Below are 22309 nucleotides of genomic sequence, written 5' to 3' on the forward strand. Positions count from 1 at the left end.
ATGCGCCAACCGGATATCGAGATTTACCTAAAAGACGCCGACCACAATGCCATCGGTGAATGGCTGAGCGCTGCACTTGGCAGCTGCACGCCTTGGCAGCAGAAAGGCCAGACCTACAAATGCCTAGCCGGTGACGTATCAGTGACCTGGCTGCCCAAAGCGGTCGGTAAATGGAACAGCCTGTTTCTGGAAAGCGCCGTCACCCCTTGGGCTGACGACCTGGCCTGCGCCCAGGCTGCCTTTGCCGCGCTGAACGTCGAAGTGCGCTGCGCCCCAGGCGGCTGGCAGGAAGAAGAAAGCGTCGAGCAAGCTGACCGCTGGATGCGCATCAGCGCCGATGGGGTAGAAGAGATTACCTGGCGAACGGCTTGACCGAGCGAACCGCAGATAAAAAAGACCCCGCCGAGCGGGGTCTTTTTTTGCCGGGCGTTTAGTTCTTGCCCAGCATGCTCAGGCTTTAGCCACATAACTCACAGCCCAGCGTTAGATACGGAACTGGCCGACCAACTCCTGCAAGCGTAAAGCCAGACCATTGAGCTCACGGGAAGTCTGCGCGCCCTCGGCGGCTTCACTGGCAACGCCATCAACCGCACCAGCAATCTGATGCACGCTGCGGTTGATTTCCTCGGCCACGGCGGTCTGTTCTTCGGCAGCGCTGGCGATCTGGGCGTTCATCGAGTTGATCGTACCGATCAGGCTGGCGATGGTGTCCAACGCCGTACCGGCCTGGTTGGCCTGTGCGCGGGTGCTCTCGCCCTTCTCACCAGCGCGCTGCATACTTTCCACCGTGCGTGCAGTGGCGTTTTGCAGGCGATCGATCATGCTCTGAATCTCGCCGGTGCTCTGCTGGGTGCGGCTCGCCAATGCCCGCACTTCGTCGGCAACCACAGCGAATCCACGCCCGGCTTCCCCAGCCCGCGCCGCTTCGATGGCCGCGTTAAGCGCCAGAAGGTTGGTTTGCTCAGCAATGGCGCGAATCACGTCGAGTACGCTGACGATGCCCTGCACATCTTTTTGCAGGCTTTCCAGCGACTCGCCGCTGCTGTGCATTTCACTGCCCAGCTCGTGAATCTGCTGGATATTCAACTCAACCACACGCTTAGCGGCTTGGCCTTGCTGGTCGGTTTCTTGGGCTGCTTCGGCGGCGCGCTGAGCGCTCATGGCCACTTCATGGGCCGCCGCAGACATTTCGTTAATCGCCGTGGCGACCTGGTCGGTTTCATGCCGCTGGCTTTCCATGGCCTGTTCCGAACGCTGCGCCTGACTGGCTACCGCACCGACCAAGCCACTTAGCTGCGCTGTCGTGCCGGCGACTTGCTGCACCAGGCCGTGAATTTTCTCCACGAACAGGTTGAAGGAGCCGGCCAACTCGCCCATTTCATCCTGGCTGGTAATCGGCAAGCGATGAGTCAGGTCACCGTCGCCGGCGGCCATGTCATCAAGGTTGCGTTTAATCAGCAGCAGTGGGCGCAGTAACGACTGGCTGAGCCCCGTAGCGAGGACAGCAATCACCACCAATAAACCCAGGGCAGAACCGATCATGATTAGCAGCAAGTGGTCGATGCTCTTCTGGAACTCAGCGCGGGCCACTTGCACATCGCGTTCGACACCGTCGAGGTTCAGCGACGTACCGAACACCATCTTCCACTTCGGCAAGTGCTCGGAGTACCCCACCTTCGGCACCAGCTCAGTACTGCCACCCAGCACGAAGCTGTAGTTCACGTAATGGCTGCCATCGATGCCGGCACGCACCAGCTCGCGAATGGCATAGACGCCATTAGGGTCGCGGAAATCATTGAAGCTTTCGCCGATCCGCTGCCCGGTATTGCCCTGCAGCACGCGGCGTATCTGCTCGTCGTAGCCCCAGAAGTAGCCATCATCGCCGTAAGACAAACGCTCAAGAACCTTCACGGCCTCAGCACGCGCCGCCATATCACCGTCTGCCGAGGCCTGATACAGCGGTGCCAGCATATTCTTGGCCAGGTCGATATATTTCTTGAGCTCGGCCTGACGATCCTTGATCAGACTTTCGCGGGTTTTGATTTCCTGCTGGTCGGCAAGGCTTTGCAATTGATGCACAGCTACCGCACTGAGCAGAATCGCCAGAAGAAGAATCGGGCCAAGTGCAAGCAACAACAGTTTGGAGCGTAAGCGCAACGATGAAAGCATCACCAACTACCTCTTGGAAGGACGGACCACGGTAGCGGCTCAGCGCTTTACCGTATCGACTATTACTTAAAGCTATATAACGACCGATGAAGGGAATAATTGAGCAAGTTTTCCAGCACAAATAAAAAGACCCCGGATATCGGGGTCTTTTGCTAGCGAAACGGAGGCGTCGTTACTGCATTTTCTTCAGCTCTTCGTCACGTAGTTCACGGCGCAGGATCTTGCCGACGTTGGTGGTCGGCAGCATGTCGCGGAACTCCACGGCCTTGGGCACCTTGTATCCGGTGACGTTGGCACGCATGTGCTCCATGACCTGCTCTTTGGTCAGGGTCTCACCCGGCTTGACTACTACGAAAATCTTGATCGCTTCGCCCGATTTTTCGTCCGGCACACCAATCGCTGCGCACTGCAACACGCCTGGCAGCGTGGCCAGCACGTCTTCCAATTCGTTCGGGTAGACGTTGAAGCCGGACACCAGAATCATGTCTTTCTTACGGTCAACGATGCGCATATAGCCGTCATCCTGAATCACCGCAATGTCGCCAGTCTTCAACCAGCCGTCTGCGTCGAGCACTTCATCGGTGGCTTCCGGGCGCTGCCAATAACCCTTCATCACTTGCGGGCCTTTGACGCACAACTCACCAATCGAACCCAGTGGCTGCTCAACGCCTTCATCGTCGATCACCTTGCAAACGGTCGACGGCACCGGAATACCAATGGTGCCAATCTGGATATTGCTGAACGGGTTAACCGAGGCCACTGGGCTGGTTTCGGTCATGCCGAAGCCTTCACAGATTGAGCAACCGGTGACCTGTTTCCAACGCTCGGCGGTCGCTAACTGCAGCGCCATACCACCGGAGAAGGTCGCTTTCAGGGTCGAGAAGTCCAGCTTGCGGAAGTCCTCGTTGTTGCACAGGGCAACGAACAGGGTGTTGAGACCGACAAACCCGGTGAACTTGTACTTGGCCAAATCCTTGGTCATCGCCGGCAGATCACGCGGGTTGGTGATCAGCACGTTGTGCCCACCAATCAGCATCATGGCCATGCAATGGAAGGTGAAGGCGTAGATGTGATACAGCGGCAATGGCGCGATCAGCACCTCGCTGCCCTCGCTCATTTCTGAGCCCATCAGCGCCTTGACCTGGAGCATGTTGGCGATCAGGTTGCGGTGCGTCAGCATCGCGCCTTTGGCCACACCGGTGGTGCCGCCAGTGTATTGCAGCACGGCAATCTCATCATTATTCGGTGCAGCGTCTTTAGCGCCCTGGCCACGCCCTTTAGCCATAGCGGTAGTGAACTTGATGGCATGCGGCAGGTTGTAGGCCGGCACCATCTTCTTCACATGCTTGACCACAGTGTTGACCAGCAGACGCTTGAGCGGCGACAACATGTCGCCAACTTCGGTAATGATCAGCGTCTTGATCCCAGTTTTCGGCAGGACTTGCTCGACCAGGTGAGCCATGTTGGCCAAGCTGACCAAGGCCTTGGCACCGGAGTCGTTAAACTGGTGCTCCAGCTCACGGGCGGTGTACAGCGGGTTGGTGTTGACCACCACAAGGCCGGCGCGCAGGGCACCGAAGACTACAACCGGGTACTGCAACACGTTAGGCAGCTGCACGGCGATACGATCGCCGGGCTGCAGGTCAGTGTTTTGCTGCAAGTAGGTGGCAAAGACGCCAGACAACTCGTACAGCTCGCCGTAGGTAATGGTTTTACCCATATTGCTGAAAGCTGGCTTGTCGGCGAAACGCTGGCAGGACTCTTTCAGTACCGCTTGGATATTCGGGTACTGGTCAGGATTGATTTCGGCAGCAATCCCAACGGGATACTTATCCTTCCAAAAGTTTTCGTTCATGGAAGCCCACTCCTCAGCAACAGCTTGATCTTCACCGCGCATAGGCGGCTGTTTATTGTAGATTCGCGTGTTTTTAGCGATTTAAACGGCAAAAAAGTGTGGTCGCCATGAATGACGGATCACAAAAAAGCCGGCCGAGAGTAGCAGCTTTGCCAAACAGCGACTAGCACCATTAAGTGCCGCGGCAGTCATAAAAATGACCGAGCGCCACCGACCGGTCATTTTTACAATATCGCCAGAACTGCCGAGTTAAAGGCTTTGCGTCGTGCCTGCTAGCAATTTTATTGCCAGTGCATCATGGCTGACGACCTCGGCTAAAACAGCAGCAGGGCAACACCTGTCAGGCGATATCGCGCAGCTCGCGACGAAGGATCTTGCCCACCGGCGTCATCGGCAGCGAGTCGCGGAAGACAATCTGCTTGGGCACCTTGTAACCGGTGAAGTTTTCCTTGCAGTACGCTTTAAGTTCATCGGCGCTGAGGCTGCTGTCGCGGGCTACCACGAACAGTTTGACCGCTTCTCCGGAACGCTCGTCCGGCACGCCGATGGCTGCACAACTGACCACTTTAGGATGGGCCATGACCACATCCTCGATCTCGTTGGGGTACACGTTAAAGCCGGAGACGATGATCATGTCCTTTTTACGGTCGACGATGCGCACAAAGCCATCCGGGTCGATCACCGCCACGTCACCACTTTTGAACCAGCCTTCAGCATCCAGCACCTCGGCGGTGGCTTCCTCACGGTTCCAGTAGCCCTTCATCACCTGCGGGCCTTTGATGCACAGCTCGCCGCGCTCACCCAGCGGTTGCTCAACGCCATCGTCGTCGATCACTTTGAACGCCGTACCCGGCACCGGAACCCCAACAGTACCCAGACGTACCTTGTCACCGTAGGCGTTGGTGCTGGCCACAGGCGAGGTTTCAGTCAGGCCATAACCTTCAGTCACCGGGCAGCCGGTCATCGCCTGCCAGCGCTCGGCCGTGGCTTTGACCAATGCAGTGCCGCCGGAGTTGGTCAATTTGAAATGGGAGAAATCTAAGTTCTTAAACTCCGGGTGATCCATCAGCGCCACGAACAAGGTATTGAGCCCCAGCAGGGCAGAGAACTGCCACTTGCCCAACTCCTTGACGAAGCCTGAGATATCCCGTGGGTTGGTGATCAGGACGTTGTGGTTACCGTTGACCATCATGCACATGCAGTTCGCGGTGAAGGCATAGATATGATAGAGCGGCAGCGGCGCGATCATGATTTCCTGGCCCTGCTTCATCAGCGGGCTGCCGTCGTCGCCCAGCTGCGACAGGCAGGCATCGACCTGCAGCATGTTGGCCACCAGGTTGCCGTGGGTAAGCATCGCACCCTTGGCCACGCCCGTGGTGCCGCCGGTGTATTGCAGCACGGCGATATCGTCTTGAGTGACTTTGACCGGCTTCAACGCATGGCCCTGGCCTTGCTTGAGCGCGTCTTTGAACGCCACCGCCTGCGGCAGGTGATAGCTCGGGACCATCTTCTTGACCTTCTTCACCACGGTATTGACCAGCCAGCCCTTCAGGCTCGGCAGCAGGTCGCCCATTTTGGCTTCGATCAGGTAGTCAATTTCGGTATCCGGCAGCACGTCCTGCACCAGCTTGCCGAACATGTTCAGGTACACCAGCGCACGCACACCGGCATCCTTGAACTGATGACGCATCTCGCGCGCGGTGTACAGCGGGTTAGTGTTGACCACAATCAGCCCGGCGCGCATCGCGCCGAACACGGCAATCGGGTACTGCAGCACGTTGGGCATCTGCACAGCAATGCGATCGCCTGGCTGCAGATCGGTGTGCTTTTGCAGGTAGGCGGCAAAGGCCGCCGAAAGGCGATCCAGCTCAGCATAGGTTAGGGTCACGCCCAGGTTGCTGAAAGCAGGCCGGTCTGCGAATGTCTTACAGGAGCGCTCGAATACTTCGATAACCGACTTATAAGCCCCCAGATCGATGTCATTGGGTACGCCGGCCGGGCGTTTGTCGCTCCAGAATTCAGGCTGCATTATTTTTATCCTCTTGCCCTGAGATGATCCTATCCGCGCTGCGGAGTTGGCTGAAAAGTAACAGCTAACGCCAGGCAGGCAAATAGTATGGCAGCGTCATTGACGCACTGAATCTTGCCGCTCCTTGTGAAACTATCCTAAGGCGCCACATACAACCGCTCTGCTCATCACCATTAAGACTCGTCATGCCTTTGATTCTGCCCATACTGGCCTTACTGATTTTGCTCGCGCAGCATGCGCAGGGCGAACCACAGCTGCGCATGGCCACCCTGGAGTACCCACCGTACAGCTCAGAGCACTTAGCCAATGGCGGCAGCATCGTCGCGCTTACCCGTCGCGCCTTCGCTGTGCGCGGTCATTCGCTGCAAATCGACTTTATGCCCTGGGCGCGCGTACGCATGGCGTTACGCAACCGCAGCTACCAAGGCGCCCTGGCCTTGTGGCCGCAAGAAATTAAGGAGGAAGGACTCCGCGCCTCGCGTCCGTTGTTTTACAGCGAGCTGGGCATATTTATACGTAATGACTACCCCTTGCAGTTCACCGAGCTAAAGGAGCTGCACGGGCGAACCCTGGGCACCGTGCGCGGTTACGGCTACCCGCAGCACATTCTCGATGCCGGCCTGACCCTCGAAGAAGCCGTGAGTGACATCAGCAACCTGCGCAAGCTCAATGCCCGACGCTTCGACATGGTGCTGCTCGAACACATAGTCGGTAATCACCTGATCAACAACGATGAACAGCTGCGCGGCAAACTGCGCTGGCACGGCAACGTACTCGAGCGGGTGCCCCTGTTCGTCGGCTTTGTCCCGCCAACGCCTGGCGAGCCAGACTGGAGCAAGGTGTTTGAGCAAGGCCTGCGCGACCTGCACAGCAGTGGCGAGTACATGCAAATTCTGCGCGAGCACAATCGTTAGCCCTGCCCAGGCTTTGCGCCGCGCCGCGTGGGGTGCACAATGCCGAGCTTCTGCCGGCTTAAGGGATTCGCCATGCTCCACCAAGCGTTCTGGCTCGACAGCGCCGAAGCAGCGCCCCTCTACGTAAATCGCTGGTACAGCGAGCAACCGCCCAAGGCCTTGCTGATGGTGGCCCATGGCATGGCTGAGCACAGCGGACGCTATGCCCGCCTGGCTGAAGCGCTTGTGGCGCAAGGGTTTGAGTTGTATGCGCATGACCAGCGCGGGCATGGCAAGACCGCCGAACATGGCGTGCTCGGCCATTATGCCGACAGCAATGGCTGGCGCTTGGTGGTCAACGACCTGGCCAACCTCAATCACCATATACGCCAGAGCCACCCGCAGACGCCGATTTTCCTCCTCGGCCACAGCATGGGCAGTTACATCAGCCAGGCCTACCTGATGCAGCACAGCTGTAGCCTGCAGGGCGCGATTCTCTCCGGCTCCAACTATCAGCCCGTAGCGCTGTACCGCGCTGGCCAGTTGCTCGCGCGTTTCGAGCGCTGGCGGCAAGGCCCGCAGGGTTACAGCGCGCTGCTTGAATTCGTTTCCTTCGGCTCCTTCAACAAGGCCTTCAAGCCTAACCGCAGCAGCTTCGATTGGCTAAGCCGCGACCCGCTGGAGGTCGACAAATACGTCGACGACCCACTGTGCGGCTTTCGCTGCAGCAACCAGCTGTGGATCGATCTGCTTGGCGGCCTGCAAAAAATCACCCCTCTGCACAGCCTCACGCAGATCGACAGCAACCTGCCGCTATTGGTGATTGGCGGCGCCTGTGACCCGGTCAGCGACGGCCATCGTCAACATGACCTGGGCAATGCCCTGCTCGCTGCCGGCAACAGCCACGTACAGGTCAAAATCTACCCGGATGCACGTCACGAACTGCTCAACGAAAGCAACCGCGACGAAGTAACAGCCTACATTATCAACTGGTTGCACCAGGCCCTCAGCCAACCGCGCCAGCGCCACCAACAGAGCCAAGAGAGTCACCCATGAGCCAAAGCAGCAACACGCCCTACGACGTTCTCGAAGTTGGCCAGACCGCCAGCTACAGCAAGACCGTCAGCGAACGCGATATCCAGCTGTTTGCAGAAGTCTCCGGCGACCATAACCCGGTGCACCTGGACGCCGAATATGCGGCCACCACCATGTTCAAGCAGCGCATCGCCCACGGCATGTTCAGCGGTGCGCTGATCAGCGCCGCGGTGGCCTGTGAGCTGCCTGGCCCCGGCACCATCTATATCGGCCAGAGCATGCGCTTCACCGCGCCGGTAAAACTCGGCGACACCCTCACTGTGCGCCTGGAAATCCTCGAAAAACTGCCAAAGTTCCGCGTACGCGTGGCCACCCGCGTGTTCAACCAGAATGACGAACTGGTGGTGGACGGCGAAGCCGAGATTCTCGCCCCACGCAAAGCGCAGACCGTTGAGTTGACCAAGCTGCCGCCAATCACCATCGGCTAAGAACTTTTCTCGAATCTGCTGCGTTGTTAAAGACAGCCCGGGACGCGGCGTCTCAGAATGCTCAGATACAAAAGTACACTCGCGTGCGAGCCCAGCCCGCTTCTTCGTCTGTTTTGACCAGCCGGAGGCTGTTACTAACGTAGCGCCGTGCATGGCTCAAGCTCGCGAGATCAGAAAAAAGCTCCGAGCTTGCTGCTACAGGACACCGCTGCCATAGCGGTGCCCTTCTCTTCTACTCAACCGCGTCCGGAATAATTAGTTTCGGCGTTTCTGGAGATACCCATGTCTATGTACCAAACATCCATTCCGGTGTTTACCCGCCAGCTCACCAACCTGTCGACCATTCTCGGCATTGCTGCGGCCCACGCCGAAGAGAAGAAGATCGAGCAGAGCGTGTTTCTCAACGCACGCCTGGCACCGGATATGTTCCCCCTGAGCCGCCAGGTGCAGATCGCTTGTGACGGCGCCAAAGCCGGCGCTGCACTGCTGGCTGAAGCGGAAGCACCGAGCTATGCCGACGACGAAACCACCTTTGCCGAGTTGCAAGCGCGAATCGCCAAGACCCTGACCTTCCTGCAAAGCCTGAGCGCCGCGCAGATCGACGGCAGCGAAACACGCACCATCACCCTCAAGCGCCGCGACAAAGAAACCCACTTCCAGGGCCAGGCCTTTCTGCTCGACCACGTACTGCCGAACTTCTACTTCCACCTCACCACCGCCTACGCCATCCTCCGTCACAACGGCGTGGCTATCGGCAAGCGCGACTTCCTCGGCACCCGCTAAAACCTGCCTACGATCTGCCGCGAAATCGCGGCCAGATTTAAGAGCCAACTGCGTTACAGCCGTGCCCACTGCCCATCGCCACGATGGGCCTGTAGGTGCGGCAGCACTGCTGCCAGCAAAGGTTCCTTGAACGCCTCCTGAAAGCGATGGGCCAGTCCCGGAATCAGCTTCAACTCACTGCCTTTGATATGCGCCGCCACGTGCACGCCATGCATCACGGGTAGCAGCGGATCAGCTGTGCCATGCACCACCAGCGTCGGCACACGCAACCGGTTCAGCAACTCGACCCGACTCGGCTCCGCCAGAATTGCCAACAGCTGACGCTGCACACCCTCGGGATTGAAGGCGCGGTCGTAGGACAGCTCTGCTTGCTGCAATAACAACGCACGATCATCACTGACGGCTGGGCTGCCCAACGCGGCCAACAAATCGGCCTGCTGCTGCAGTGCCACAGCGCGATTAGGCGCTTCACGCGTGGCCAGTAACGCCAGTAGGGCATCACTCGGGGCCGGTAAGCCTTGAGCGCTGGAACTGGTCATGATCAAGGTCAGGCTCTGCACCCGCCCAGGTGCCATATCAGCCATATGCTGAGCAATCATCCCGCCCATACTCGCGCCCAACACGTGGAACTGTCGTACACCCAAGGCATCCATCAAGCCCAGGGCATCGCCGGCCATATCACGCAGCCCGTAGGGCGCAGTCACCGACAGGCGAAGACGATAGCGCAGCGCTTCGTAGCTAAGGTTGATCGCCGGCGCGGTGTGCGTCCAGGCGCTTAGACCCGCATCACGATTATCAAAACGCACCACCCGAAAGCCTTGCTGGCACAGACGCACGACCACTTCATCAGGCCAGTGAGTCAGCTGCCCACCCAACCCCATCACCAACAGCAACGCCGGGTCGCGGGCGCGGCCGATACTCTGGTATGCCAGGCGTACCTCGCCCAGATCAGCCGTCACGGTCGGCACTTGAACATCGCAGCGCGGAGCGGCAAAAGCAGACATGCCGCACAGCAGTGCAATAAAAAAAATCAGTCCACGCATCACATCACCACATCGCAGGACAGCGGAACGCAGCCCCCCATTCAGCAGCGAGTGTGGTGATAGTTGTGTGAGTGCGCTGCCACACAATCGTGACAGTTTGATGAAGGGAGACGAGCGGTCTCCCTTCATCAACAAGAAGTGTTGCTCAACACGTCGCGACTGAACGTCGATTAGGCCAGTTCAGTACGCAACTGGCGGGCCGCCGCGACCATGTTGATTAGCGCCGCTTCAGTCTCTGACCAAGCACGGGTTTTGAGGCCGCAGTCCGGGTTAACCCACAGGCGCTCAACAGGTATACGTTGCGCGGCCTTGCGCAGCAGTTTGACCATCTCAGCCGTGTCCGGCACGCGTGGCGAGTGGATGTCGTAGACGCCGGGGCCGATGTCATTGGGGTAATCAAACGCCTCAAAGGCTTGCAGCAACTGCATATCTGAACGCGAGGTTTCGATGGTGATGACGTCGGCATCCATAGCAGCAATTGACTCAATCACATCATTGAATTCGCTGTAGCACATGTGGGTGTGGATCTGTGTTTCATCACGCACCCCGGCAGCACACAGACCGAAGGCTTCGCTGGCCCAGTTGAGATAGCCCTGCCACTGCGCCTGACGCAGCGGCAGACCTTCACGGAACGCCGCTTCGTCAATCTGGATGATCTTGATCCCAGCCGCTTCCAAATCCAGTACTTCGTCACGAATCGCCAAGGCCAACTGGCGCGCCTGCTGCTCGCGGGAAATATCATCGCGCGGGAACGACCACATCAACATGGTCACTGGGCCGGTGAGCATGCCCTTCAGCACCTTGCGACTCAGCCCTTGAGCATAGCGAATCCATTCCACGGTCATCGCTTGTGGGCGACTCAGGTCACCGACAATCACCGCCGGTTTAACGCAGCGCGAACCGTAACTCTGCACCCAGCCGAAGCGGGTAAAGGCATAACCATCGAGTTGCTCGGCGAAGTATTCGACCATGTCGTTACGCTCGGCCTCACCGTGCACCAGCACGTCCAGGCCAAGGTTTTCCTGCACCTCAACCGCGTGGCGAATCTCGTTGTGCATGGCTTCGGTATAGTCGGCCAGCGACAACTTACCGGCCTTAAATGATTGGCGCGCCAGGCGAATTGCAGCGGTCTGCGGGAACGAACCAATAGTGGTCGTGGGGAAGACGGGCAGTTGCAGGCGTGCGCGCTGCTGCTCGATACGCTGAGCAAACGCTGACTGACGCTGGCTATCGGCTGCAGTGATCGCCGCCAGGCGGGCTTGCACGGCGGGTTTGTGAATACGTGGCGACTGCGTGCGGCTAGCCTGTATCGCTTCACTTTGTGTCAGCGCAGCCTGGACGTTGGCATTGTGCGGGGCATTCAGGGCGGTGGTCAGCAGCGCAACTTCTTTGCACTTCTGCACGGCGAAGGCCAGCCAGCTTTTCAGCTCGTCACCGAGCTGGTCTTCGCGCTCAAGGTCGACCGGGCTGTGCAGCAGCGAGCAGCTCGGCGCCACCCACAAGCGCTCGCCCAAACGCTCCTGGGCCTGCTGCAAGATGGCCAAGGTACGTTGCAGGTCGGTGCGCCAGATATTGCGCCCGTCAACCACGCCCAGCGACAGCACCTTGTAGGCCGGCAAGCGGTCGAGAATAGTTGGGAACTGCTCGGGCGCGCGTACCAAGTCGATATGCAAGCCATCTACCGGCAGGCTGGCTGCCAGGCCGAGGTTGTCTTCCAGCCCGCCGAAGTAGGTGGCAATTAGCTTCTTGCCCGGTTCACGTTGGAGAATGTTGTAGCCACGTTCAAAAGCGTTCTTCCAATCTTGCGGCAGATCCAGAGCCAGAATTGGTTCGTCGATTTGCACCCACTCCACGCCTTGAGTTGCCAGGCGTTGAAGAATTTCTCCGTAAACCGGCAGCAGCCGCTCAAGCAGGTCCAGGCGATCGAACGCCGCGCCCTTGGTCTTACCCAGCCACAGATAGGTCAGCGGGCCGATGATCACCGGCTTAACGCGATGACCTAGGCTATGGGCCTCGGCCACTTCCTCAAACAACTGCTCCCAGCTCAGCTGGAACTGCTGATCGGCACTAAATTCGGGGACCAGGTAGTGGTAGTTGGTGTCGAACCATTTAGTCATCTCTTGTGCATGAGCACTGCCACAACAGGCGCCTTGGCTGCTCTTATTGGCAGAAACGCCGCGAGCCATAGCAAACAGGGTGTCCAGGGTCGGCTGGCCACTCTTGGGGCGAAAGCGCTCGGGGATCACGCCGAAGGTCAGTGAATGAGTCAGCACGTGGTCATACCAAGCAAAGTCACCAACCGGCAGCAAATCAATACCGGCGTCCTTCTGCACCTGCCAGTGAGCGGCGCGCAGCCTACGACCCACCGCCTGTAAACCGGCTTCATCCAGCTCACCTTTCCAGTAGGCCTCCAGGGCTTTTTTCAGCTCACGGTCGCGACCAATACGTGGGAAACCTAGGGAATGGGACAAGGCCATGTCAGAACGCTCCATCGAATCAATAAGATGGCGCTATTCTCGGCACTCATGCTGAGTGAGACAAACTCAACCTGTTCGCCTTGATCTATAGTTTTACTCATGTTCAGTTAGCCCACATAATTGTCGGAGCGCGCTTGCTTGCGATCAGGCTTGTTAAAGCATCGCGAGCAAGCGCACTCCTACTCAAAGCATATTTGCGAAATACCCCGAGGTTCCCCGTGCTCGAATTACGCCACCTGAAAACCCTGCATGCCCTGCGCGAAAGCGAGAGCCTGGTGGATGCCGCCGAGCGCCTGCACCTGACCCAATCAGCACTTTCACACCAGTTCAAAGAACTGGAAGAGCGCTTGGGTATGCAGCTCTTTGTGCGTAAAACTAAGCCGGTGCGTTTCACCAGTGCCGGGCTGCGCCTGTTGCAGCTCAGTGATGCTATGCTGCCGATGCTACGCAGCGCCGAGCGTGACCTCGCGCGCCTGGCCGGCGGCACCGCTGGCCGCCTGCACATGGCCATCGAATGCCACAGTTGCTTCCAATGGCTGATGCCAACCATCGACCAATTCCGCGATGCCTGGCCGGAAGTCGAGCTGGACCTGGCCTCAGGCTTCTCCTTTGCCCCGCTGCCGGCCCTGGCCCGTGGTGATCTCGACTTGGTGGTGACCAGCGACCCGTTGGAGCTGGCAGGTATCACCTATGTGCCGCTGTTCACCTACGAAGCCATGCTCGCGGTGGCCAACCAGCATGCGCTGGCGAGCAAGCCGTGCATCAAGCCCGAGGACCTGGCAACGGAAACACTGATCACCTACCCGGTGGAACGCGACCGCTTGGATATCTTCACCCGCTTCCTCGAACCCGCCGATGTTGAGCCGGCGCAGGTACGCACCTCAGAGCTGACGGTGATGATGATGCAGTTGGTGGCCAGCGGCCGTGGCGTCTGCGGCCTGCCCAACTGGGCGTTGCATGAGTACAGCTCGCGCGGCTATGTGACGGCCAAGCGCCTGGGTGACAAAGGCCTGTTCGCCACCCTGTATGCCGGCATCCGTACCGACATGCTCGACGCCCCTTTTATGCGCGACTTCCTGCTGACCGCCAAAGACACCTCCTTCGCCAACCTGGAAGGCGTCAGCGTGGCGCGCTAACAGGCTGTTTAAAGCAACCTGCATTGCCATCGCGGCGTTAAAAACAGACTGCTCAGCCCGCCCGTAGGATGGGTTGAGCGCAGCGATACCCATCAATCCATCGATGGGTTACACCGCTGCGCGGCTAACCCATCCTACGCACTCGAGCAGAGTGGCTTGCGCCGACGCAACAGCAGATAAGCAGCCGGTAACACAAACAGCGACAGCAAGGGCGCGCTGAGCATGCCGCCGACCATGGGCGCGGCGATGCGGCTCATCACCTCACTGCCGGTGCCGCCACCGAGCAAAATCGGCAGCAAGCCGGCGATGATCACTGCCACGGTCATAGCCTTGGGCCGCACCCGTTGCACCGCCCCCTCGCGAATAGCTTCGAGCAACGCCACCTCATCGTCTTGCCCCCTGGCTTGGCGTTCCGCCCAGGCGTTTTTCAGGTACAGCAGCATGATCACGCCAAACTCCGCCGCCACTCCGGCCAAGGCGATAAAGCCGACCCCGGTGGCCACCGACAGGTGATAGCCCAACAGGTAGAGAAACCAGATGCCGCCCGTCAATGCGAACGGCAACGTGGCCATGATCAACAGCGCCTCGCTGAAGCGGTTAAAGCACAGGTACAACAGCACGAAGATAATCATCAACGTGGCCGGCACCACCAGTTTTAACCGCGCATTGGCCCGTTCGAGAAACTCGAACTGCCCCGAATAACTCAGGCTGATGCCCGGTTGCAGGGTGACCTGCGCGTCGATGGCGCTGCGTAAATCGGCCACCACCGAGGCCAGATCGCGGCCACGCACATCCACATAGACCCACCCTGAAGGCCGGGCGTTTTCGCTCTTGAGCATCGGCGGACCACCACTGATCTTGATGCGTGCCACCGTACCGAGGGTGATTTGACTGCCCGCCGGAGTGTAGATCGGCAGCTGTTCCAGCTTGCTCAGTGAGTCGCGCCATTCACGCGGGTAGCGCACGCTGATGGGGAAGCGCGCCAACCCTTCGACGGTCTCGCCTATATTCTCACCGCCAATCGCGCCGGCCACTATGGCCTGCACATCGGCGATATTCAGGCCATAGCGCGCGGCAGCGGGCCGGTCGATGTCGACGTCGATGTAGCGCCCGCCGGTCAAGCGCTCGGCCAGAGCTGAGCTGACACCCGGCACAGCCTTGGCGACCTTTTCGATGGCTTGGGTCGCCTCATCGATCTGCGCCAGGTTGCTACCGGCGACCTTGACCCCAATCGGGCTCTTGATCCCGGTAGCGAGCATGTCAATGCGGTTACGGATTGGCGGAATCCAGATATTAGTCAGGCCCGGTACTTGCACCACCCGGTCCAGTTCATCCACCAACTTCTCAGCGGTCATGCCGGCACGCCACTGCTCGCGAGGCTTGAACTGGATGGTGGTCTCAAACATCTCCAGCGGCGCCGGGTCGGTGGCCGTTTCTGCACGGCCGGCCTTGCCGAACACATGGGCGACTTCCGGTACGGTTTTGATCAATCGGTCGGTCTGCTGCAACAACTGCGCAGCCTTCTGCGCCGATAAACCCGGCAGAGCCGAGGGCATATACAGCAAGTCACCCTCATCCAGCGGCGGTAGAAACTCACCGCCCAGCTGTGACAGTGGCCATAGCGTGCTGAGCAGCACCAGCAGTGCAAATGCCAGAGTGGCTTTTGGCCACGCTAATACCGCATCCAACGCCGGTTGGTAGACACGGATCAGCCAACGGTTTAGCGGGTTGCGCGCCTCATCGGGAATCCGCCCGCGAATCCAGTAGCCCATCAGCACCGGCACCAGGGTCACCGAAAGCCCCGCCGCTGCCGCCATGGCATAGGTTTTGGTAAAGGCCAGCGGGCCAAACAGCCGGCCCTCCTGAGCCTGCAGGGTGAACACTGGGATAAACGACAGGGTGATGATCAGCAAGCAGAAGAACAGCGCCGGGCCGACTTCCACCGCCGCGTCGGTAATCACCCGCCAATGCTGCTCGCCTTTGAGTTCTTCGCCCGGATGCTGCTCGCGCCAGGCTTCGATCTTTTTATGCGCGTTCTCAATCATCACCACGGCCGCATCGACCATGGCGCCAATCGCAATAGCGATACCGCCGAGGGACATGATGTTGGCGTTGATGCCCTGCTGCTGCATCACGCCGAAGGCAATCAATACACCGACCGGCAAGGACACTATCGCTACCAGAGAGGAACGCAGGTGCCAGAGAAACGCCGCGCAGACCAAGGCTACGACGATGAATTCCTCAATAAGTTTGAAGCTAAGGTTCTTCACCGCACGGTCGATCAGTTGGCTGCGGTCATAGGTGGTGACGATTTCCACCCCTTCCGGCAGGCTGCTTTTCAGCTCGTCGAGCTTGGCCTTGACCGCCGCAATGGTGCTGCGCGCGTTCTTACCGCTGCGCAGGATGACTACGCCGCCGACCACCTCGCCTTCACCATCCAACTCAGCGATGCCACGGCGCATCTCCGGCCCTAACTGAATATGCGCCACGTCAGCGAGGGTCACCGGCACGCCAGCGCTATCGAGGCGCAAGGGGATGGAGCGGAAATCATTGAGGCTTTGCAGGTAACCGGACGCGCGCACCATATACTCGGTTTCCGCCATCTCCAGCACCGCGCCGCCGGTTTCCTGGTTGGCCCGACCAATCGCTGCGGTGACCTCGGCTTGCGTGATACCCAAGCTGGCCAGCTTGATCGGATCGAGTTGCACCTGGTACTGCTTGACCATACCGCCGACGGTGGCCACTTCGGCGACGTTGGCCAGGGTCTTCAGCTCGAACTTGAGGAACCAGTCCTGCAATGCACGCAACTGCGCCAGGTCATGTTTACCCGTGCGGTCGACCAATGCGTACTGGTAAATCCAACCAACCCCGGTGGCATCCGGCCCCAGCGTTGGCTTGGCACTGGCCGGCAGGCGGCTCTGAACCTGACTCAGGTATTCCAGCACCCGCGAGCGCGCCCAGTAGAGGTCGGTGTCATCGTCGAACAACACATAGACATAGCTATCACCGAAGAACGAATAACCACGCACCGTCTTTGCCCCCGGCACCGAGAGCATGGTGGTGGCCAGCGGATAGGTCACTTGGTTCTCGACAATCTGCGGCGCCTGGCCGGCATAAGGTGTGCGGATGATCACCTGCACATCAGACAGGTCTGGCAGCGCATCGATCGGCGTGTGCTGCAGCGACCAAATACCCCAGGCCGTAGCGAACAGCGTGGCCAATATCACCAGAAAACGATTAACCACCGACCAGCGAATCAGTGCGGCAATCATGGCTGCACCGGCTGCTGGTCGTCATGCTGGTTTGGCACTGGCGACAAATGCTCGATGCGTTCAATCAGCAAACCATCATCATCGGCACGCACGCCGACCTTCACTTTATCGCCCACTTTGAAGCCTTCTAACAGCGTTGGGCTGGCAAGCGGGAAGCTCATGCTCATGCCGGGCATGCCTAAGGTTTTAAAGGGCCCGTGGCTGAGCATCAGGCCATCCTCATCAATGCCATCGATTTGCCCCTCGGCCTCGTGCAGCGCCGCTTCCAGCTTCACCTCGGCGGCGCCCTGCCCCAGGCCTTGCACCTGAATACCCAGCAGGCTGGCCTCGGAATCCAGCAAGAACTGCCCAGAAGCAACCACTTGCTGACCCTCTGCTAACCCTTCAAGCACCTCGGTTTTACCCTCGGCCTCAGCGCCCAAACGCACCTCCACCGGGCGATAGCGCCCTTGGCTTTCAGCGAGCATCACCACGGCGCGACGACCACTGCGGATCACCGCCTCGCTGGGTACTAACAAAACCTCGCGCTCAGCTGCACGGGTCAGACGCACCTGAGCCGTAAGGCCTGGGCGTAAGCGGCCATCGGGGTTAGCCAATTCGACCCGCAGCCTTAGGGTGCGGCTATCGAGATTGGCCTGGGGCAAAATGGCCGCAATACTGCCGCTGAGCACTTCACCGGGGAGTGCCGGCAAACGCGCTTCGACCTGCTGGCCGTTATGCAGCCCTTTGGCCTCAGCTTCCGGCACAGCCACCTCCAGCCAGACCGTGCTTAGACCGTTAATAGTGGCTAGGGTTTGTCCGGCCGCCAGGGTCATGCCCTCGCGCACCTCAAGTTGCTGCAGCACACCACTGATAGGGCTGGTGGCTGTCCACAGCGCCTGCACCTGGCCACTGCGCTCGAACTGGCTGATCAGCGCGGCGGGCATCCCCGCCAAACGCATACGCTGGCGCGCAGCACTCAACAAACCCGGATCGCCCGCATCACGCAGGGCTAGGTAATCTTCCTGAGCACTCACCCAGGTCGGCACCAGCAGATCGGCCAGCGGCGCGCCGGCCTCCAGCACATCCTCAGCGGCGCGGGCGTACACACGCTCGACGAAGCTGGCACTGCGCGCCTGCACCACGGCCACATCACGGCTGTTGAAAGCCAGACTACCAACCACCTCTAGGCTGCTTGCCGACGCCCCACGTGTGACCGGGGCTAAGCGCATGCCGAGGTTTTGGGTGATGCTGGAGTCAATGCTGACGGCGGCGCTGTCGCCACCCTCATCGGCATAGCGCGGCACCAGCTGCATGTCCATAAAGGGTGATTTGCCCGGCTCATCGAACTTCTGCTGCGGCACCATCGGGTCGTACCAATAGAGCACCTTGCCCTTGTCCGCCATCGGCGCCATCTGGGCGGGATCAGCGCCATGCGGCATCGACCTCTGCGCATACCAGTAACCACCCGCCGCACCCACGGCCAGCAGCAGACTTATCAGCACCGCGCCCTTTACTGTTGCCGCACTCATTGCTCACTCCCTTCATACGCGTAATACAAACGGGCGCTGGTCAGCGCTCGCGCTTGGGCAAAGTCGATGTGCTGCAGGCGGGTTTCGATCAGTTCGCGGCGCGCGGCAATCACACTGGCCAACTCGCTTACGCCCGATCGATAGTCGGCCAAGGTCAGTGCGACTTTCTCCTCAGCCAACGGCAGCAAGCTATCCTGGCTGCGGCGCAGCGCCCGGTCATAACGCTGATACTCGGCCAGGTCAGTGGCCAACTGCTGGGCATACTCGCGCTGGGCATCTGCACGCTCGGCTTCCAGCTGGTTCAGTTGGGCTTGCTTTGCGGCAGTGCGCGGGTTTTGCCGGGAGGCGGCAAACAACGGTAAATCAACGCTGACTTGCACACTCAACATGTCGCCGAACATGGCGTCGCGCTGCTGATAAGCCAGCTGCCAGCTCCAGTCTGGGGTTTTCTCGGCCACGGCCTGGTGAATCTCGGCCTGCGCCTCAGCGGCCAGCGGATCAAATAGCGCCAGCTCAGGACGGCGCTGCAGGTTCTGCTGGTAGTGCTCAGCCTTTACCGGCCAATTCGGCAGCTGCCCTGTCAGCGACTCGTCACCGCGCGGCCCGACCCAACGGCGCAAAGCAGCACGTTGCTGGGTGCGCTGCTGCACCAGCACGTCTTCCTGCTCAGCCAGCAAGGCGGCCTCTTGGCGCGGTCCAATGCTGTCGGCCGCCGGCCCGCGAGCGCTGCTGATGCGTGCGCGTACCGCGTTGGCCAGCAAGGTGTTTTCAGCGTAAAGGTCTTGGAATAACGCCAGTTTTTGCTCAACGCCGAGCGCCTCGATCCAGGCCAACGCGGTTTCCCGACGTACCCTGAAGTGCTCCACGCGCTGCGCCTGGGTAGCGCGTTTGACTCCAGCCTCAGCCACCTCCACCTGAGCACGACGCTTGGCGCGGCTGGGCACTTGTTGCATGACACCAAGCATTGGCATGGTCATGGGTTCAGCGTTGAGGCGACCACGGTTGTCGCCCTCGATGGGTACGTTCTGCAGCCCCAACAGCAATTGTGGATCGGGCAACTCGCCGGCGGGTATCGTCAAACGTTGCGCCGCTTCGACCTGGGCAGCTTGCGCGGTCAACGAGGGGGCTTCGCGCTCGGCCAGGCGCAGGGCTTCATTTAAGGTTAGGGCGGCAACCGGCGGGCTGCACAAAGCAGCCGCCAGTGCCCCGAGCAGCCAAAACGGGCTGGGGAGAGACGTGAACATAATGGTGATTCCTGTCGAAACCGCACCCCATGAAGGGCACTCGATGGCTGCTGCGCAGCCATAGCCGCACAGTAGCGTTCATAACAGAGCAGGAATCAGGCGCGCGGAGGCCGCCAAGGAGCGGCCTGTGGCCGCGAGGGAAGTACCGCCTGGGTTAGCCATAATGGGCCACGTTCATTCGGCAGTGCTTTGAGCTTAAGCCGTTGGGCATTCAGCAACGGCAAGCTGACCGAGGAACACTTGAGCATGTCCGGACAGGCCTGACTGCCGGCGGCCATGGCGGCATCGTCGCAGCACTCCATTTGCATTTGGCTGACGTGGTCCATCACGCAAATTTCTCCGGCCTCGAGTATCCCCGCCACACTCTGCAAAGGCAGAATCAGCGACAGCAGCAACACCAGATAAGCTCGGCGGAAGGCATTCATGCGAGGCAGTTTATTCCTGCGCAGCATTCAGAACAATTACCAAAAGCCCGCCCGTACACATCAAGACCCGAGACGTTTGCCAATGCATGCATACCCGCCGTGCTCACGCAACCAGTCAGCACAGCTCGTAACAACTCAAGGCTTGCCGTTCGTGACCGCCAGTCATAGCATGACCGTCGGTCATATCCCCCTAAGACAGCCCTATGCGTTATCAAGATCTGCAGTTCGAACAACGCGAAAGCACACTCATCGACGCCGCGCGCCAACTCTTTGCCGAACAACACTGGGACCGGGTGACAATTGCCGAAGTGGCGATTGCTGCCGGTATCGGCAAAGGCACGGTGTACAAGCACTTCCCCAGTAAAGAAGCGCTGTATGCACGCCTGGTGCTCGACCTCAGCCGCAAACAGCTGCAGGAGCTGCGCGTCCTGCAAGCCGCCAGCCCGGCGCAAGAAGCTCTGCGCCGGGTCATCCGCCGCGCGTTCGAACTGATGCTAGCTGACCCCATCCAGGCCCAACTGTGCTTGCACTGCGACCGCCCGGAATTCCAGGCGCGCCTGGAAAGCCCGTACCGCCAACAGTTCCTCGAGCTTGAGCAGCACTATCAGCAGTTCTTTGCCGACCTGCTCAGCGCCACCCTAAACAACCAGACGCTGAGTCAGGCTGACTGTCAGCAGCTGCTCTGGGGGGTGGAAGCCTGCTTCAACGGTGTGATGGCGCGCATCGCCTCGGGCGGCTTCGCCCACTGGGCCGAACCGATTGCCCTGAATGATTACTTCACCCGCGTTACCGACTTCATCATTGCCGGCCTACGTACGCAGGCGGCCGAACTGCTTGCTCAACCCAATAGCCACGAGTAGCCATTCATGTTCAGTCAGCTGTCCAAACGCCCCTGGTTAATCGCTGTTGCCATCAGCCTATTGCTCCTGCTGTGGTTGCTCAGCGGCTCGCTGTTCAAAGCCCAGGAAACCGCCAGCGCTGACACACCGACGCAAGAGCCTGGACTGACCAAGGTTGAAGTGCAGTGGTTGGAAGCCAGCCCGATGCAGCGCCAGCATGTGGTGCAAGGCCAGGTCGAAGCCTGGCGGCGGGTTGAGTTACGCACGCAGATCAGCGGCACGGTGATTCGCCTGGATCAGGACAAAGGCAGCCCAGTCCAACAAGGCCAACTGCTGCTCAGTCTGTCTGCCGACAACCGCCCAGCTCAGGTGGCCAAGGGTGAAGCCGATGTGCGCCAACGCGCGGCCGATGCCACTGGCGCCGAGCGTTTACGCCAACGCAACCTGGTGTCAACCAACGAGCTGATCCGCTTGCAGAGCGAGCTGGCCAAAGCCCGCGCCGAGTTGGACCTGGCCCGTATTCAAATGAGTAATACGCAGATCACTGCGCCCTTTGCCGGCACCTATGACCAGCGCATGGTCGAGCTGGGCGACTTCGTCCAGCCGGGGCAGAGCCTACTGACCTTGGTCGATATCAGCCAGCTCAAGGTCAGCGCGCAAATCGCCCAGCAGGAAGTCACCCAACTGACACTTGGGCAAACGGTGAAGATTGAGCTGCTCGATGGCCGCGAACTGCAGGGTGAGTTGCACTTTATTGCCGCCGCCGCCGACCCCGGCTCGCGCAGCTTCCGCATCGAGGTCAAGGTCGATAACCCCAAGGCTCTGCGTCTGGCCGGGGCCAGTGCCACCTTGCACATCCAGACCGGTCAATCTCTGGCCCAGCGCATTTCTCCCGCGCTGCTGAGCCTGGATAAAGCCGGCCGCCATGGCGTCAAGTGGGTCAACGAACAACAGCAGGTGGTGTTCACCCCGGTGCAGCTGATCAGCGTCGACAACCAGGGCGCCTGGGTCAGCGGTTTGCCGAACAAGGTTGCGCTGATCACCCTCGGCCAGGGTTTTGTCGAGCCCGGCCAGCAGGTGATCAGCCAGCTGGCTAAGGGAGTGAATTGA

Annotated in this window: 17 protein-coding genes and 1 pseudogene; 8 read left to right on the top strand and 10 right to left on the bottom strand. The window is 59.8% G+C overall.

Translation table 11 applies throughout. The annotated features are described in order from the left end of the window. Nucleotides 1–372: a hypothetical protein gene (locus tag BMZ32_RS02085; protein WP_090241498.1), complete on the top strand. Its 372-nt coding sequence runs from the start codon at nt 1–3 to the stop codon at nt 370–372. A gap of 111 nt (nt 373–483) precedes the next feature. Here BMZ32_RS02085 and BMZ32_RS19710 read toward each other — a convergent pair whose 3' ends face one another. The 4 genes and pseudogenes from BMZ32_RS19710 to fadD2 all read right to left on the bottom strand — a co-directional run bounded on the left by BMZ32_RS19710 (nt 484) and on the right by fadD2 (nt 6053). Continuing rightward, a complete protein-coding gene (locus BMZ32_RS19710) occupies nt 484–1239 on the bottom strand; it encodes a methyl-accepting chemotaxis protein (RefSeq protein WP_423815438.1) in 756 nt (251 codons plus the stop codon). A 102-nt stretch (nt 1240–1341) separates the two neighbouring features. After that, nucleotides 1342–2169, bottom strand: a pseudogene (locus BMZ32_RS19715) (cache domain-containing protein); the annotation flags it as partial. Between the two features lie 172 nt (nt 2170–2341). Then, nucleotides 2342–4024 (bottom strand): long-chain-fatty-acid--CoA ligase FadD1, encoded by a 1683-nt coding sequence (gene fadD1 / locus BMZ32_RS02095; RefSeq protein WP_090241499.1) that lies wholly within the window; start codon nt 4022–4024, stop codon nt 2342–2344. Nucleotides 4025–4364: 340 nt separating this feature from the next. Further along, a complete protein-coding gene (gene fadD2 / locus BMZ32_RS02100; protein ID WP_090238935.1) occupies nt 4365–6053 on the bottom strand; it encodes a long-chain-fatty-acid--CoA ligase FadD2 in 1689 nt (562 codons plus the stop codon). Nucleotides 6054–6238: 185 nt separating this feature from the next. Between fadD2 and BMZ32_RS02105 the strand changes: the two genes are divergently transcribed. The 4 genes from BMZ32_RS02105 to BMZ32_RS02120 all read left to right on the top strand — a co-directional run bounded on the left by BMZ32_RS02105 (nt 6239) and on the right by BMZ32_RS02120 (nt 9252). Beyond that, the gene (locus BMZ32_RS02105) at nt 6239–6967 is read left to right on the top strand and encodes a substrate-binding periplasmic protein (RefSeq protein WP_090238938.1); all 729 of its coding nucleotides are present in this window, start codon (nt 6239–6241) and stop codon (nt 6965–6967) included. A gap of 72 nt (nt 6968–7039) precedes the next feature. Further along, nucleotides 7040–8002, top strand: a complete 963-nt coding sequence (locus BMZ32_RS02110) for an alpha/beta hydrolase (protein ID WP_090238941.1) — start codon at nt 7040–7042, stop codon at nt 8000–8002. Then, nucleotides 7999–8469, top strand: a complete 471-nt coding sequence (locus BMZ32_RS02115) for a MaoC family dehydratase (protein WP_090238944.1) — start codon at nt 7999–8001, stop codon at nt 8467–8469. Before BMZ32_RS02110 ends, BMZ32_RS02115 begins: the two co-directional genes overlap by 4 nt. A gap of 276 nt (nt 8470–8745) precedes the next feature. Beyond that, nucleotides 8746–9252: a DUF1993 domain-containing protein gene (locus BMZ32_RS02120; RefSeq protein ID WP_090238945.1), complete on the top strand. Its 507-nt coding sequence runs from the start codon at nt 8746–8748 to the stop codon at nt 9250–9252. A gap of 53 nt (nt 9253–9305) precedes the next feature. On the opposite strand, the gene BMZ32_RS02125 is transcribed toward BMZ32_RS02120, so the two are convergent. Next, nucleotides 9306–10295, bottom strand: coding sequence for an alpha/beta fold hydrolase (locus BMZ32_RS02125; protein WP_090238948.1), 990 nt, complete (start codon nt 10293–10295; stop codon nt 9306–9308). Between the two features lie 170 nt (nt 10296–10465). Next, the gene (gene metE / locus BMZ32_RS02130) at nt 10466–12772 is read right to left on the bottom strand and encodes a 5-methyltetrahydropteroyltriglutamate--homocysteine S-methyltransferase (RefSeq protein WP_090238951.1); all 2307 of its coding nucleotides are present in this window, start codon (nt 12770–12772) and stop codon (nt 10466–10468) included. Between the two features lie 218 nt (nt 12773–12990). Here metE and metR point away from each other — a divergent pair, with 218 nt between their 5' ends. Beyond that, nucleotides 12991–13908, top strand: coding sequence for a transcriptional regulator MetR (metR, locus tag BMZ32_RS02135; RefSeq protein ID WP_090238954.1), 918 nt, complete (start codon nt 12991–12993; stop codon nt 13906–13908). Nucleotides 13909–14042: 134 nt separating this feature from the next. Here metR and BMZ32_RS02140 read toward each other — a convergent pair whose 3' ends face one another. From BMZ32_RS02140 to BMZ32_RS02155, 4 genes are all read right to left on the bottom strand, one after another. Further along, nucleotides 14043–17180, bottom strand: a complete 3138-nt coding sequence (locus BMZ32_RS02140) for an efflux RND transporter permease subunit (protein ID WP_090238957.1) — start codon at nt 17178–17180, stop codon at nt 14043–14045. Next, a complete protein-coding gene (locus BMZ32_RS02145) occupies nt 17177–18691 on the bottom strand; it encodes an efflux RND transporter periplasmic adaptor subunit (protein ID WP_090238960.1) in 1515 nt (504 codons plus the stop codon). The genes BMZ32_RS02140 and BMZ32_RS02145 overlap by 4 nt, the downstream gene beginning before the upstream one ends. Further along, entirely contained in the window at nt 18688–19935 is a 1248-nt protein-coding gene (locus BMZ32_RS02150; protein WP_090238963.1) for a TolC family protein, read from the bottom strand. Before BMZ32_RS02150 ends, BMZ32_RS02145 begins: the two co-directional genes overlap by 4 nt. A 95-nt stretch (nt 19936–20030) precedes the next feature. Further along, nucleotides 20031–20360, bottom strand: coding sequence for a hypothetical protein (locus BMZ32_RS02155; RefSeq protein ID WP_090238966.1), 330 nt, complete (start codon nt 20358–20360; stop codon nt 20031–20033). Nucleotides 20361–20563: 203 nt separating this feature from the next. Here BMZ32_RS02155 and BMZ32_RS02160 point away from each other — a divergent pair, with 203 nt between their 5' ends. Both BMZ32_RS02160 and BMZ32_RS02165 read left to right on the top strand, forming a co-directional pair. Next, the gene (locus BMZ32_RS02160; protein WP_090238970.1) at nt 20564–21220 is read left to right on the top strand and encodes a TetR/AcrR family transcriptional regulator; all 657 of its coding nucleotides are present in this window, start codon (nt 20564–20566) and stop codon (nt 21218–21220) included. A gap of 6 nt (nt 21221–21226) precedes the next feature. Continuing rightward, a complete protein-coding gene (locus tag BMZ32_RS02165) occupies nt 21227–22309 on the top strand; it encodes an efflux RND transporter periplasmic adaptor subunit (protein ID WP_090238974.1) in 1083 nt (360 codons plus the stop codon).

The organism is Pseudomonas guineae (assembly GCF_900113745.1).
Classification (GTDB): domain Bacteria; phylum Pseudomonadota; class Gammaproteobacteria; order Pseudomonadales; family Pseudomonadaceae; genus Aquipseudomonas; species Aquipseudomonas guineae.